Genomic DNA, 13537 nt, shown 5'->3' with positions numbered 1-13537 from the left:
TCTGGGGACCGCAGAACCCGGCCCTCTTCATGGTGCGGCCGGTGACCTGAAACGAAAGACCCCGGCCGCGAGGCCGGGGTCTCCGAACCTTGGCGCTACGCAGTCGGCGTCAGACGCCGCCGATCGTACCGGGCTCGACCTTGAAGCCAGGTCCTTGCGTCGACGAGATCGACACGCGCTTGACGTAGGTGCCCTTCGCCCCCGAGGGCTTGGCCTTGTTGAGCGCGTCCACCAGCGCGCGCACGTTGGCGGCGATGGCTTCCTCGGTGAAGCTGGCCTTGCCGATGCCGGCGTGGATGATCCCCGCCTTCTCGACCCGGAACTCGATGGCGCCGCCCTTGGCGTCCTTCACAGCCTGGCCGACGTTCGGCGTGACGGTGCCGACGCGCGGGTTCGGCATAAGGCCGCGCGGGCCCAGCACCTTACCCAGGCGGCCGACGAGGGCCATCATGTCCGGCGTCGCGATCAGGCGATCGAAATCGATCTTGCCCGAATTGACGGTCTCGAACAGGTCCTGCTCGCCGACGATGTCGGCGCCGGCGGCGCGGGCTTCTTCAGCCTTGGCGCCCTTGGCGAACACCGCGACGCGCGCGGTGCGGCCGGTGCCGTTCGGCAACGAGACGACGCCGCGGACTTGCTGGTCCGGATATTTCGGATCGACGCCGAGATTCATCGCGACTTCGATGGTCTCGTCGAACTTCGCGTTGGCGCGCGCCTTGATCAGCTTCACGGCTTCGTCGAGCGTGTGCAGCTTGCGGCTGTCGATGCCAGCGTGGCTCTTCTGCTGGCGCTTGGGAGTCTTCGGCATCGGTCTACTCCACCACTTCCACGCCCATCGAGCGGGCAGTGCCTGCGATCATCTTCGCGGCCTGGTCGAGGTCAGCGGCGTTCAGATCCTTTTGCTTCGCTTTGGCGATGTCCTTGCACTGGGCCATCGTGATGCGGCCCACCACATTGACGCCCGGCGTCTTCGAGCCCGAGCCCGGCTTCTTCGCCGTCGGCAGCTTGGCCGCCTTCTTGATCAGGAACGACGCCGGCGGCGTCTTGATCTCGAAGGTGAAGCTCTTGTCCTGGTAATAGGTGATGACGACCGGGCACGGATCGCCCTTCGGCATGTCCTGCGTGCGGGCGTTAAAGCCCTTGCAGAATTCCATGATGTTGAGGCCGCGCTGACCGAGTGCGGGACCGATGGGTGGTGACGGGTTGGCAGCGCCAGCCGGCACCTGGAGCTTGATCTGCCCCAGTACCTTCTTAGCCATATTGTATCCTCTCGCTTACCGCCGGACGGTCTTTCGATCGCCCCGCCTGAGGGGGAGCGTGGTCCGGGCGGCTAAACCCCTTCCACGCAGGAAGCGCGGGCCTATAGCGGAAGCGGAACGGGTTGTCGAGGCGGCTTGGCGATCGCCCTGGCCGTCGCCACGCCCTTGTCGGCCTAGCCCGGCGTTGCGACAGTGCCCAGAGGCTCAGCGGGAGGGCGCGTTATGGTCCACTGGAATGTGAGGCGAGCGAAGTCGATCGCGCCCGGGCTGCTTCGGGCGGGTCTCGCAGCCTCTTGCGTTTTCGCGATCATCGCAATGACGCCGGCTGCCGCTCAGTCCTTCTCGGCCGCGCCCAACGCGAGCTTTGTGCTCGACTTCGACAGCGAGGACGGAAACTTCTCTCTCTGGCGCGCCACCGACCTTACCGGGATCAACGCTCTTCGAGCACGTGCGACGTTCGTGCGTAAGGGGCAGCATCGCCAATGGGCGCCGTCCTTCGCCATCTCCGTAGGAAGCGAAGGGGCTGACGCAAGCATTAGTTTCACGGCGGCGCCGCGCAGCGGTCCGCTTATGGTTGAGGCGGCGCTATGGCGCGGCGGCGAGCCGAGCGCGGAAGAGACGTTTCTGTTGACGCCTGCGTTTCAGGAGCCGTTCGATATTCATGTCGATTGGACCGAAGAGGGGCTCGTGACTTTCACCGTATTCTCGCGCGCTGCACAGGCGGTGAACGGGTACGAGCGGCGGCAGGTAAATCTCGGTCAAGCGCCAACGACGGTTCGAATAACGGGCTCGACCGGCGAAGTGCTGTTCGAGCCCCTGCAACTGGGACACGTAGCGCGATAGTTCGCGCTCTCGCGAAGAGCACGCTACCTAAATGCGCGCCTGCAGCCGCGCTTGCGTCAGCGGCCACATCAGGTTGAGCGCCAGTCCCGCCAGCACCAGCCCTGCCGCTAGCAGTTTCCAGCCGGGCATCGGCTCGCTCAGCACGATCGCCGAAGCGCTCATGCCGAAGATCGGCACCAACAGCGCCATCGGCGTCACTACCGCGGCCGGGTGCTTGGTCAGCAGCCATTGCCAAGCCGTGTAGCCGAACATGGTGTTGCCGACGGACTGCCAGAGCACCGCCGCCCAGGCGCCGGCGTCGGCCGTGCGCAGCCCCTGCACGATCGCCGGCCAGCCTTCGAAGAGGAAAGCGAACAGCACAAGCGGCGGCACCGCGAAAATGCTGGACCAGACGATGTAAGGCAGCATCGGCGCCCCGCCCGCCTTGCGCGCGGTGATGTTGCCCAGCGCCCAGCAGAGCGCCGCGCCGAGCGTCAGGGCAAGGCCAAGCGGCGTTGTGCCGCCTTCGGTGTTGATGAAGATGAGGGCGATGCCGGAGGTCGCCAACGCCAGCGCCGCCCACTGAAACGCCCGCACGCGCTCGCCGCTGGTGCGCATCGAAAGCCCGATGGTGAAGAAGATCTGCGACTGCACCACGAGCGAAGCGAGCCCTGGCGTGATGTCGTTCTTCATGGCGAAGAAGAGCAATCCGAATTGCCCGGCGCCGATCAGCACGCCGTATGCAGCAAGGTTTGAAAGCGGCACGTTCGGCCGCTTCACGAAGAGCGCCATCGGCATGAACACGAGCGCGAAGCGCAAAACCGCCAGCAAGAGCGGCGGCAAATGCTCCAGCGCAAAGGCGATGACGACGAAGTTCGTGCCCCACACCGCCATCACGGCGATCGCAAGCAGCAAGTGCGGCAGAGGCAAAGCGAAGCGCTCCAGCGAAGGCGTTGCTCATGTGCGTACCGCTTGGCCGATTGTCCAGAGATGCGCCCAAAAGAAAACGGCCGCACCCGGAGGTGCGGCCGTCGAGGGGAGTTGGGAGGAGAACGCCCTCAGTAACGGAAGCGGAATTCCGCGCCGATGACACGGCCTTCGTTCAACGGCGAGAACGTGTTGGTCGGCGCGCCGACGCCGCCGAACCAAGGCAGGTTCGGCAACACGGTGTCGCCGCCCCATGTCACGTCGTTGGTCAGGTTGTTGCCGTAGACCGCGAAGCTCCAGTCGCCTTCGCCCGGCGTGAACGTGAAGTTCAGGTCGACGATATCGGCTTCGGCCAACTTGCCCGTGTTGGCGTCGTTGTAGAACGCGGCATCACGGTGGTTGTAGCCGAGCCGGCTCGACAGCACGCCGCTGAACAGATCGAGGTCGTAGATGAAGTTGACCCCGTAGGTCCACGGCGCGAGGCGCGGGATGTCCAGGTTCGCATCGGCGGCGGTGATGGCGCCATCGCCGTTCAGGTCGGCGGTGACGGTGTCGTACTCGCCTTCGGTATAGCCGACTTGCGCGCTCACCATGAAGGCGTCGGTCACGCGATAACGCGCTTCCAGTTCGGCGCCTTGGATCACGGCTTCGCCGGCATTGACGATCACCTGCTGCACGCCGCTGCCGACGTCAGGCACGTTGGTCTCACGCTGCATGTCGTCGATCGTGTTGTGGAACACGGCGACGTTCACGCGGCCGCGGCCATCGAGGAAGTCCTGCTTGAGGCCGATTTCGAACGAGCTCTGCTCTTCGGCGTCGAACGCCGTCGGCGCGCCCGAGCCGCCGCCGACCGGGGTCAGCGTTGTGACGCGGAAGTTCACCCCGCCCGAACGGAAGCCCTGCGCCCAGAAGGCGTAAAGGTTTGTGTCCGGCGTCGGCTCCCATTGGATGCCGATGCGCGGCGAGGTGTCGTTCCAGGAGAGCTGGAACGGCGTGTCCGAATAGACCAGCGAACGGCCGTCGATGCTGCCGCCGGTGACGCCTTCGCCCGGCACCACCGCCGCGCCGTCAAGATTGTCGCCCGGGAAGATGCCCGGGATCGGGCCGCTGCGGATGCGCGAGATCCAGGCGTCCTTCTCTTCGTGCGTGTAACGCAAGCCGAGGTTCAGCGTCAGTTGCTCGTTCAAGTGCCAGTCGGCGTTGGCGAACGCGCCGAAGGTTGAGAACTCGCCATAGCCGCCGCCGACGCGGGTCAGGTTGAGCGGCGTGCCGGCCGGGAACGGCGGCGAAGGCAGGATGACGCCGGAGAAAAGCAGGCGCTCTTCGATGTAGAGCAGGCTCTGATCGAAATAGTAGAGGCCGCTCGTCACTTCGACCGGACCGAACGTGCCGGCGTAACGCAGCTCGTTCGAGAACTGCTCCTGCTCGACGACCGAGCGGGAGTGGAACGCGGTGTTCGGCGTCGAGTCGATGTCGCCACCGGTCAGGCTGTTGTACGAGCGCCAGCCGGCGATGTTGGTGATGGTGCCGTCGCCGAAGCCGACGTCCCAATTGGTTTCGAGGATCGCCTGCTCCCAATCGCCCGAGCTGAAGCCCGGCTCGTTGATGGCGAAGTCGAAGCTGTCACGCGCGAACAGGCTGTGGTTCTGCGCCGCCGGGCCGTCGCCGTCGCTGAAGCCTTGCTCGAGACGCAGGATCGCTTCGAAATCCCTCGTCGGCGTGAAGCGCAGCGCGCCGCGATAGATCTGCATTTCGCCTTCGCCGAATTGCGATCCGTCATAGTCGTTTTCGAACCAGCCTTCGTCGCGCGTGTAGTAGGTCGCGAACTTCGCCGTCAGCACGTCTTCGACGATCGGGCCCGACACCGAGAAATCGCCGATGTACTGAAGCCCGGTCTCCACCGCGACGCGGCCGGTGACTTCGAACTCGTCGCTGGGCAGCGCGGTGCGCACCAGCACGGCGCCGCCGGTCACGTTGCGGCCGTAGAGCGTGCCTTGCGGGCCGCGCAGGACTTCGACCGCTTCGAGGTCGAAATTGTCGGCGAGGATGCCCGAATTGATGCCCATATAGACGCCGTCGACGAACACGCCGACTGCGGGATCGACAGACGGGATCGAGCTGTTGATGCCGATGCCGCGGATCGAGAAGTTGGCGACGCCGCGCGCGGTGCCGACGTCCTCCAGCTGCACGTTCGGCATCGTGTAGGTGAGGCTCTGCAGATCCTGGAAGTTCAGCGCCTGCAGCTGCTCGGCGCTATAGGCCGTGACCGCCAGCGGCACGTCCTGCGCCAACGCTTCGCCGCGCTTGGTGGCGGTGACGACGATTTCTTCTTCGACCGCATCCACTGCCCCTTGCGCGAAAGCGGACGGCGCGAACGCCAGCGCGCCGCCGACGCCCAGGACCAGTTTCATGGCAGTGCCCGCGCGCCATTTCCGCACGGCTGCACCCGCATTGTTCATCGCTAGCTCCCCTCGGGCGGCGTCTTGGGAGGAAGTTGTGTGGAGGAGAGCCGCCTTCGCCCCGCACACATGTAACCGGGCGCATGTAATGGAGCTTACGCTACGAGACGAATGACCGAGATCAACCGTTGCTGCGGACATCGGCCGGCTGTGGCGGAACTGCATCGGGCGACGCGAGGGGACCTGCGGCGCGCCGCCGCTCCGCCTATGCCGAAAGGCTTAGCGCCGCAGCGCCGCCAGCGTCAGCGGATCGCCTTCGCCGTCGTAGAAGCGGTCGAGCGCCGCTTGAAACAGCGCCTCGCCGGTCGCCGCTAGAAACAGAGTGGCGCAGGAACGGTACTTGAGATCATCCGGCGCGCCGAACAGCGCCGTCGCCGACTTGCCCTCCGCCGCGTTGGCGAGCCGCACGCATTCGCGCAGCCGGGCGCCGAGAATCTCATGCGCGGCGTACGCCTTGGCTTCGCCCAAGCCGCCCAGCCCGAACCGCCGCGCCGTTTCGCTGCGGCCGAGTTCGCGCAATTGCGGGAAGATGAACCACATCCAGTGGCTGCGCTTCGCGCCAGCGCGCAGCTCCGCCAGCACTTGCGGATAGACACTCTCCTGCGCGGCGATGAAATGCTCGAACACAGGCGTGAGCCTAGCACACGCGGTCAGTACTGCGCGCGCAGTTCGATCCCGAGCACGCGGCCCTTGTTCAGCGGCGAGAAGGTCGGCCGCTCGCCGCCGGTAAACCCGAACGCCGCGGTCGAGGGCAGCACCGTGTCGCCGCCCCAGGTCGCCTCGTCGAGCAGGTTCTCGCCATAGAGCGAGACGCGCCAGCGCGCCGAGGCCGGGGCGAAGCTCAAGTTCGCATCGATCATGTCGGCTTCGGCGAGGCGGCCCAGATTGTTGTCGTTGTAGAACGCCGCGTCGCGATGATTGTAGCTAAGCCGCGCGCTCACTTCGCCGCCGGCCAACGGCGCCGCATAGTCGATACTGGCGCCGTAGGTCCAAGGCGCAAGCCGCGGAATCTCGAGCGCGTAATCGGCTGCGGTGATCAGCAGATCGCCGTTGAGATCCTCGGTGATGCTGTCGTACTCCCCTTCGACATAGCCGGCGTGCGCTGCGAGCGTCAGCCGTTCGCTCACCTCGACCCAAGCCTCGATCTCGCCGCCCCAGATGATCGCGTCGCCGGCGTTCAGCACGATCTGCTGCACGCCCGAGATCGGGTCCGCCTGATTGGTCTCGCGCTGCATGTTTTCGATCGTGTTGTGGAACAGCGCCGCGTTCACGCGGGCGCGGCCCTCAGCCAGATCGTGCTTCAAGCCGATCTCGAACGTCGATTGCTCCTCCGGATCGTAGGCGCGCGGGGCGAGCCCGAGCGAGGCGGTGCGGAAATTGGCGCCGCCGCCGCGGAACGCCTGCGACCAGCTGGCGTACAGATTGGTGTCGCCGTTCGGCCGCCATTGCACGCCGAGGCGCGGCGAAAGATCGTCCCAATCCTGCTGGAACGGCGCATCGGAGAAGTTCAGCGAGCGATCGTCGATGCTGCCGCCGTCGACGCCTTCGCCCGGCACGAGCACACCCGGGCCGTCGAGATCGTCGACCGCGCGCCGCACGCGCGAGATGCGCGAATCCTTTTCCTCGTGGGTGTAGCGCAGCCCCGCGCTCAGCGTCAGCGTCTCGCTCGCGCGCCAATCGACGTTGGCGAACGCCGCCCAGGCGCTGAACTCGCCCTCTCCGCCGCCTGTGCGCCGGAATGTCGGCGAGAAATTGCGCTCGTCGATATAGAGCAGGTCCTGATCGAGATAATAGACGCCGCTGGTCAGATCGAACGCGCCGAAGCTGCCCGCATAACGCAGCTCCTGGCTCAGCTGTTCGTGCGCGTTCAGCACGCGCGTGTGAAACACGAAGTTCGTCGTCGAGTCGATGTCCGCCGCCCACGGCACCTCGACGCTGCGCCAGCCGCTGATGCTGGTGACGACGCCGTCGCCGAACGGCACGCGCCAGTTCATCTCCAGGATCGCCTGCTCCCAATCCGTCGCCGCATAGCCGCGATTGTCGATGGCGAAGTCGAAGCTGTCGCGCGCGTGGATAGCGTGGTTCTGCCCCGCCGGCCCATCGCCGTCCACGGCGCCTTGCTCCAGGCGCAGAATCGCCTCGAACACGTGCGCCGGCGTGAAGCGCAGCGCCGCGCGATAGATGCTGGTCTCGTTCCGGCCGAAGCTCGAGCCGTCGAAATCGTTCTCCAGCCAGCCGTCATCGTCGGCGCGATAGAGCGCGAGCCGTCCCGAGAGCACGTCCTCCGCAAGCGGCCCCGACACCGCCGCTTCCGTGATCAGGTTCGTCCCCGTCTCCACCGCGATGCGTCCGCGCGCTTCGAACGCATCCGTCGGCGCACGCGTGCGCACCAGCACCGCTCCGCCCGTCACGTTGCGCCCATAGAGCGCACCCTGCGGTCCGCGCAGCACTTCGACCGCTTCAACGTCGAACAGATCGGTCAACGCGCCGGCGTTCACGCCCACATACATGCCGTCGACGAACAGCCCGACCGCCGGATCGACCGAGGCGATCGAGGAATTCACGCCGACGCCGCGGATCGAATAGTTCGCCACCCCGCGCGCCGTGCCGATATCCTCGAACTGTACGTTCGGGATCGCATAGGAGAGGCTCTGCAGGTCCTCGACATTGCGCGCGCGCAGGCCCTCCGCGCCGTACGCATTCATTGTGATCGGCAGATCCTGCGCCCGCGCCTCGCTGCGTTTATCGGCTGTGACGACGATCTCCTCGGCGCTCTGCGCCCAGGCCGGCGACGCGCACAGCGCCAACACAAGACTCAAACCAAACCGGCGCAAATGCGGGACCCCTCGCTATTCGCGAGCGGCTTTAGCCCCGGCGCTGCCGCTACGGAATGGCTTTCGCCTGAGACGCAGCTTCTGCTCACAAGAAAACGGCCGCAACCGAAGTTGCGGCCGTTCGAGATGACGTTCTTGGAGGGATCAGAAGTCGAAAGAGAGCTCCACGCCGATGACGCGGCCCTTGTTGAGCGGCGAGAACGTCGGCGTCGGCCGCGGGCCAGCGCCGTCGCCGCCGAACTGCGGAATGTCCGGCAGCTGGGTGTCGCCGCCGAAAGTCGCCTCGTCGGTCAGGTTGTTGCCGTAAAGCGACAGCGACCACGGGCCCTCGTTCGGACGGAACGTGAAGTTCGCGTCGAAGATGTCCGCCTCGTTCAGCACACCGCGGTTGTTGTCGGTGTAGAAGTTGGCGTCGCGGTGATTGTAGCTGACGCGGCTGGAGAGCGTGCCGAAGCCCATCTCCAGGTCGTGCAGGAAGCTGACGCCGTACGTCCACGGCGCAAGGCGTGGGATCTCCAGCGCGTAGTCGGCCGCGGTGACAAACGTGTCGCCGGAAATGTCGGCAATCAGGCGGTCGTATTCGCCGTCAGTGTAGCCGGCTTGCAGCTGCATCAGGAAGTTGTCGGTGAAGTTGAACCGGAACTCCATTTCCGCGCCTTGGATCGTCGCATCGCCAGCGTTGACGATCACCTGCTGCACGCCCGAGGGGCCCGGCAGGTTCGTCTCGCGCTGCATGTCGTCGATCTCGTTGTGGAAGATCGCCAGGTTCAAGCGGCCGCGGCCGTTCATGAAGTCCTGCTTCCAGCCGATTTCGTACGAGGTCTGTTGTTCGGAATCGAACGCGGTCGGGGGCTGCGGCGTGCCGCCGGGGCTGCAGACCGGCACCGCTGGGCACGGCGGAATGCCGAACGTCGTGACGCGGAAGTTGACGCCGCCGGAGCGGAAGCCGCGCGCCGCGAACGCATAGATGTTCGTGTCCGGCGTCGGCTGCCATTGCAGGCCGACGCGCGGCGAGGTGTCGTTCCAGGAGAGATCGAACGGCGTATCCGAGAAAACCAGCGTGCCGGCGTCGATGCTGCCGCCCGTCTGGAATTCGCCCGGCACCACGACAGCGCCGTCGAGATTGTCGAAGAAGGCGCGGATGCGCGAAACCCGCGCTTCCTTCTCTTCGTGCGTGTAGCGCACGCCCAGGTTCAGCGTCAGTTCGTCGGTGAGATGCCAGTCGGCGTTGGCGAACACGCCCCACGTCGAGAACTCGCCGTCGCCGCCGCCGACACGGGGCGCCGGCAGGCCGAGCGCCGGCAGCGCCCGTTCTTCGATATAGAGCAGGTTCTGCTCGAACATGTAGTGGCCGGCGACGAGGTCGACCGGGCCGAACGTGCCGGCGTAGCGCAGCTCGTTGCTCCACTGATCCTGCTCGATCAGCGCGCGCGAGTGGAAGGCGCTGATGGTGAAGGCGTCGATGTCGCCGCCGGAGCGGCCTTCATAATCGCGCCAGCCGTAAATGTTGGTGATGGTGCCGTCGCCGAAGCCGACGTCCCAGTTCGTCTCCAGGATCGCCTGCTCCCACGAGCCGTCGAAGAAGCCGCGATTGTTGATCGCAAAGTCGAACGAGTCGCGCGAGAACAGCGCGTGGTTCTGCGCCGCCGGGCCGTCGCCGTTGGCTTCGCCCTGCTCGGCGCGCAGGATCATCTCGAAATTGTTCGACGGCGTGAGGCGCAGCGCCCCGCGCAGAATGTTCTGCTCGCTGGCGCCATGTTGCGAACCATCGAAGTCGTTCTCGAACCAGCCTTCGTCCTCGTTCCAGTAAGCGGCGATCTTGCCGCTCAGGATGCCGGGCGCGATCGGGCCGGAGACGGAGAGATCGGCAAAATAGTTGAGCCCGGTTTCCACGGCGACGCGGCCGTGCACTTCGAGTTCGTCCGTCGGGGCGCGCGTGCGCATGACGATCGCGCCGCCCGTCACGTTGCGGCCGAACAGCACGCCTTGCGGCCCGCGCAGCACTTCGATGCCGGCGAGATCGAAATTGTCCGTCAGCACGCCCGAATTGATGCCAATATACATTCCGTCGATGAACACGCCGACGGTCGGGTCGACGGACGGGATCGAGCTGTTGATGCCGAGGCCGCGGATGCCGAAGTTCGCAACACCTGGGCTGGTGCCGATATCTTCCAGCTGCACGTTCGGGATCGTGTAGGTCAGGCTCTGGAGGTCGTTGAAGTTCAGCGCGTCGAGCTGCTCGGCGCCGAATGCGGTGATCGCCACCGGCACGTCCTGCACGTTGCGTTCGCCATGCTTCAGCGCCGTGACGACGATTTCTTCTGACGCCGCATCGGTCGCATCCTGCGCCAACGCCGGCGTCGCGAACGCCGCCGCGCCCAACACCAGCGACAGCGCCGTGGTCAGCCGCAAGCCAGACGCGCTGCGCGCGTCCCCGCCCATCTTCTTCATCATTCCCTCCCGCGAAAAATGCTTCGCATCCGTGCCGGCGGTCTTTTTCGCCGCCATACACAAGTGTATGTTGAGCACGCCGCCACGATTTTGACAAAGGTGAAACTGGCGCTTTCTTCACAGGGCCCGCGACGGTGTGTCGGAGATGCATCAATTTGCGGGCGAAGTAATCGCCGCTACACAAACAGCGCATGACAACCGCCCGCCCCCGCCGCGCCGAAAGCGCAGCCACGACACTCGACGCCGCCGCCTGGATCGATGCGGCCTTCGACGCGCTCGCCGAAGGCGGCGTCGACGCCGTGCGCGTCGACCCGTTGGCGAAGCGTCTCGGAGTCACCCGCGGCAGCTTCTACTGGCACTTCGCCGACCGCGCCGCGCTGCACACGGCCATGCTCAAGGAATGGCGCAAGCGCCAGAGCTACCGGATCGGCTCGCGCATCGAGAGCCAAACCTCCGCGCCATACGAGCGGCTGAAGCAAACGCTGGCGCTGCCCAATTCATCGCCGCGCGCCAAACGCGCCGCCGCGATCGAACTCGCCATTCGGCTTTGGGCGCGGCGCGATGCGGAGGCGGCCAAGGCCGTCCGCCACATCGATCGCGTGCGGATGACCTATTACGCCAAACTCTACGGCGAGATGGGCTTGCCGCGCGCGGAGGCGCGAAAGCGCGCGTTCATGTTCTATGCGGCCTTGATGGCGCAAGCGTTCATCGTCACCGATGCGGACACCGACGTGAGCGGCGACCTCGCCGACATGCTGCTGGATGATTAGCGGTGCGGGTATCGGTGATCGGGATTTCCGATAACCGACACCGATAACCGTTGACCCGAGCTAGCGGAGCTTCTCGACCTGCCCGTATTCCAGATCGACCGGCGTTTCGCGGCCGAAGATCATCACCGCGACCTTGAGGCGGCCGCGCTCTTCGTCCACTTCCGAGACCATGCCTTCGAAGCTCTGGAACGGCCCGTCCGACACCTTGACCCGCTCGCCCACTTCGAAATGCACCAGCTGACGCGGCTTCTGCGCGCCGACTTCCGCCACGCGGCCGAGGATGCGCTCGACTTCCTTGTCGGACACGGCCTGCGGCTTGTTCTGCGTGCCGAGGAAGCCCGTCACTTTCGGGGTGTTCTTGACGAGGTGATACGCCTCGTCCGTCATCTCCATCTTCACCAGCACGTAGCCGGGGAAGTGGCGATGCTGGCGCACCTTCTTCGAGCCGCGCACGACTTCGGTGACTTCCTCGGTCGGCACCTGGATGTCTTCGAATTGCGCTTCCAGACCTTGGCGCTGCGCCTGATCGCGGATCGCTTCGGCGACCTTCTGCTCGAAGTTCGAATAGGCGTGAACGATGTACCAGCGCGCGCGGCCCGAGCTGGGGCGCGGGGCGGCTTGTTCGGTTTCTTGCGCTTCGACCATGACCATCAACCGATAGAATTCAGAATGAACTGGATGCCGATGCGCAATACGGTGTCCACGAGGAAGAAGAAGATCGCCGCGAGCAGGCCGAAGATCACCACCATGATGGTCGAGACCGTCACTTCCTGACGCGTCGCCCAGGTGACCTTGCGGGCCTCGGCGCGCACTTCGCCGAAAAAGCGGAATGGTCCGCCCTTGCGCCGCGGTTCTGTTTCTTGATCGGCGGTATCCATCGACATCCGGTTCTAATACGTCCTTTGCGCGCTTCACATCGGGCCGGCCGGCCGCTCCCGCAAGGCGGGATGGCAGGAGTTGAGGGACTCGAACCCACGACCTACGGTTTTGGAGACCGTCGCTCTACCAGCTGAGCTAAACTCCTATACCGCCCCGCCGCCTTCATGGCTTGCGGGCAAGGCATGAGGGAGGCGGCCGCGCGGACGTTCTTCGCGCGCGCCGGCAATCAAGGGCGCGCTTATGCCCTAAGCCCCCCGCGCGGGCAAGGGCGCTGGCGCCGAGGAGCGCCAGCGCCTCGCGAACCTCGCCGCCCCCAGAAGCGCCGGCCCTCCTGCCGGCACAGAGCGCCTCGAGCCCTCAGGTCTGCGGCGCCCCTAAACACTGTTGGGCCGGGGATAGCGCCGCCGTCTATCCCCCACTTTCGCTACAAAATCCGAGCGCAATCAATCGCCGCGCCAAAATCAATCCGACCGCGCCGCAGCGGGCGTACAATGCCGCGCATGAAACCAGCGCGAACCCAACCCATGACCGAGCACCGCCTCGCCAGATTCACGATCTGGCTGGCGGCCGTGCTCGCTTGGTTCGCGCTCGGCGCCCCGCTCCGCACGCGGGCGCATCGGCGCCATAAGAGCAGCTACGGCCATTACACCCGCACCAAGCTGATCCACGCCGTCCGCAACATCGTCCTGATCCGCGCCGCGGCCTTGCGCGCGCACAGACCCGAGCCGCTTCGCACCTATCGTCCGGGACATGTCGCGCCCGGCTTTCGCCGCGCGCGCCTCAGCGGCTCCAATCTGCGCCGCGTCGCCGGCGGCTGGCTGCGCCGCAAGCTCAAAGTACGCGGCTCGATGATCGCCCAAGCTCTGCATCTCATCGAAGCGCTGCGCTGCGTGCGCGGCCTCGCCGCCTTTGTCGCCTGGCGCCGCCGCAAACCGCGCGCACACTTCTGCGCCATCGTCGCGGTGCGTCCGCCGGCCCAAAGCGTGCGCGTGCTCGCCGTCTACGCGCCGGCGGCGGTCGACTCCTCATGATGGGCAATAGGCAAGTCGGCAACGGGACAATTGAAGACGGCCATCCGCGGCGCCAAGCGAACGCGGCGCGTTTGCGCGCGCCAATTAACCCCTATTGCCGATTTG

At 65.8% G+C, this 13537-nt stretch carries 12 protein-coding genes and 1 tRNA gene; 3 read left to right on the top strand and 10 right to left on the bottom strand.

Annotated elements, in window-relative coordinates; genetic code table 11:
* Positions 1 to 109: 109 nt before the first annotated feature.
* A complete protein-coding gene (gene rplA, locus VEA80_RS15000; RefSeq protein ID WP_325061573.1) occupies positions 110 to 808 on the bottom strand; it encodes a 50S ribosomal protein L1 in 699 nt (232 codons plus the stop codon).
* A gap of 4 nt (positions 809 to 812) precedes the next feature.
* The gene (rplK, locus tag VEA80_RS14995) at positions 813 to 1259 is read right to left on the bottom strand and encodes a 50S ribosomal protein L11 (protein WP_325061572.1); all 447 of its coding nucleotides are present in this window, start codon (positions 1257 to 1259) and stop codon (positions 813 to 815) included.
* Between the two features lie 315 nt (positions 1260 to 1574).
* Between rplK and VEA80_RS14990 the strand changes: the two genes are divergently transcribed.
* The gene (locus VEA80_RS14990; protein ID WP_325061571.1) at positions 1575 to 2102 is read left to right on the top strand and encodes a hypothetical protein; all 528 of its coding nucleotides are present in this window, start codon (positions 1575 to 1577) and stop codon (positions 2100 to 2102) included.
* 27 nt (positions 2103 to 2129) lie between these two features.
* Here VEA80_RS14990 and VEA80_RS14985 read toward each other — a convergent pair whose 3' ends face one another.
* The 5 genes from VEA80_RS14985 to VEA80_RS14965 all read right to left on the bottom strand — a co-directional run bounded on the left by VEA80_RS14985 (position 2130) and on the right by VEA80_RS14965 (position 10755).
* The gene (locus VEA80_RS14985) at positions 2130 to 3026 is read right to left on the bottom strand and encodes an EamA family transporter (protein WP_414731515.1); all 897 of its coding nucleotides are present in this window, start codon (positions 3024 to 3026) and stop codon (positions 2130 to 2132) included.
* Positions 3027 to 3139: 113 nt separating this feature from the next.
* Positions 3140 to 5419 carry a TonB-dependent receptor gene (locus tag VEA80_RS14980; RefSeq protein ID WP_325061569.1) on the bottom strand — a complete coding sequence of 760 codons (2280 nt, stop codon included), beginning with the start codon at positions 5417 to 5419 and terminating at the stop codon, positions 3140 to 3142.
* Positions 5420 to 5686: 267 nt separating this feature from the next.
* Positions 5687 to 6094 (bottom strand): DUF1810 domain-containing protein, encoded by a 408-nt coding sequence (locus tag VEA80_RS14975; protein WP_325061568.1) that lies wholly within the window; start codon positions 6092 to 6094, stop codon positions 5687 to 5689.
* Positions 6095 to 6117: 23 nt separating this feature from the next.
* Complete coding sequence (locus VEA80_RS14970) at positions 6118 to 8274, bottom strand: TonB-dependent receptor (RefSeq protein WP_325061567.1); 2157 nt, start codon at positions 8272 to 8274, stop codon at positions 6118 to 6120.
* A gap of 171 nt (positions 8275 to 8445) precedes the next feature.
* Complete coding sequence (locus VEA80_RS14965; protein WP_325061566.1) at positions 8446 to 10755, bottom strand: TonB-dependent receptor; 2310 nt, start codon at positions 10753 to 10755, stop codon at positions 8446 to 8448.
* Positions 10756 to 10943: 188 nt separating this feature from the next.
* Here VEA80_RS14965 and VEA80_RS14960 point away from each other — a divergent pair, with 188 nt between their 5' ends.
* Complete coding sequence (locus VEA80_RS14960; protein WP_325061565.1) at positions 10944 to 11522, top strand: TetR/AcrR family transcriptional regulator; 579 nt, start codon at positions 10944 to 10946, stop codon at positions 11520 to 11522.
* A 60-nt stretch (positions 11523 to 11582) separates the two neighbouring features.
* On the opposite strand, the gene nusG is transcribed toward VEA80_RS14960, so the two are convergent.
* The 3 genes from nusG to VEA80_RS14945 form a co-directional block, all read right to left on the bottom strand.
* Entirely contained in the window at positions 11583 to 12167 is a 585-nt protein-coding gene (nusG, locus tag VEA80_RS14955) for a transcription termination/antitermination protein NusG (protein WP_325061564.1), read from the bottom strand.
* Between the two features lie 5 nt (positions 12168 to 12172).
* Positions 12173 to 12406 (bottom strand): preprotein translocase subunit SecE, encoded by a 234-nt coding sequence (gene secE / locus VEA80_RS14950; protein WP_325061563.1) that lies wholly within the window; start codon positions 12404 to 12406, stop codon positions 12173 to 12175.
* A gap of 64 nt (positions 12407 to 12470) precedes the next feature.
* Positions 12471 to 12546: transfer RNA gene (locus tag VEA80_RS14945), tRNA-Trp, on the bottom strand.
* A gap of 379 nt (positions 12547 to 12925) precedes the next feature.
* Here VEA80_RS14945 and VEA80_RS14940 point away from each other — a divergent pair.
* A complete protein-coding gene (locus VEA80_RS14940; protein ID WP_325061562.1) occupies positions 12926 to 13432 on the top strand; it encodes a hypothetical protein in 507 nt (168 codons plus the stop codon).
* The last annotated feature ends 105 nt before the right edge of the window (positions 13433 to 13537 follow it).

The sequence above is a fragment of the Vitreimonas sp. genome (assembly GCF_035627415.1).
In the GTDB taxonomy this organism is placed as follows: Bacteria; Pseudomonadota; Alphaproteobacteria; order Caulobacterales; family Aquidulcibacteraceae; genus Vitreimonas.
The sequence above is the reverse complement of the archived record's forward strand: the minus strand, read 5'-3'. Positions and strand labels throughout refer to the sequence as shown.

What these genes read in the sequence shown, in the direction of transcription:
- rplA (WP_325061573.1), bottom strand. Translation starts at nt 808, where the DNA reads ATGCCGAAGACTCCCAAGCGCCAGCAGAAGAGCCACGCTGGCATCGAC.
- rplK (WP_325061572.1), bottom strand. Translation starts at nt 1,259, where the DNA reads ATGGCTAAGAAGGTACTGGGGCAGATCAAGCTCCAGGTGCCGGCTGGC.
- VEA80_RS14990 (WP_325061571.1), top strand. Translation starts at nt 1,575, where the DNA reads ATGACGCCGGCTGCCGCTCAGTCCTTCTCGGCCGCGCCCAACGCGAGC.
- VEA80_RS14980 (WP_325061569.1), bottom strand. Translation starts at nt 5,419, where the DNA reads ATGAAACTGGTCCTGGGCGTCGGCGGCGCGCTGGCGTTCGCGCCGTCC.
- VEA80_RS14965 (WP_325061566.1), bottom strand. Translation starts at nt 10,755, where the DNA reads ATGATGAAGAAGATGGGCGGGGACGCGCGCAGCGCGTCTGGCTTGCGG.
- VEA80_RS14960 (WP_325061565.1), top strand. Translation starts at nt 10,944, where the DNA reads ATGACAACCGCCCGCCCCCGCCGCGCCGAAAGCGCAGCCACGACACTC.
- nusG (WP_325061564.1), bottom strand. Translation starts at nt 12,167, where the DNA reads ATGGTCGAAGCGCAAGAAACCGAACAAGCCGCCCCGCGCCCCAGCTCG.
- secE (WP_325061563.1), bottom strand. Translation starts at nt 12,406, where the DNA reads ATGTCGATGGATACCGCCGATCAAGAAACAGAACCGCGGCGCAAGGGC.
- VEA80_RS14940 (WP_325061562.1), top strand. Translation starts at nt 12,926, where the DNA reads ATGACCGAGCACCGCCTCGCCAGATTCACGATCTGGCTGGCGGCCGTG.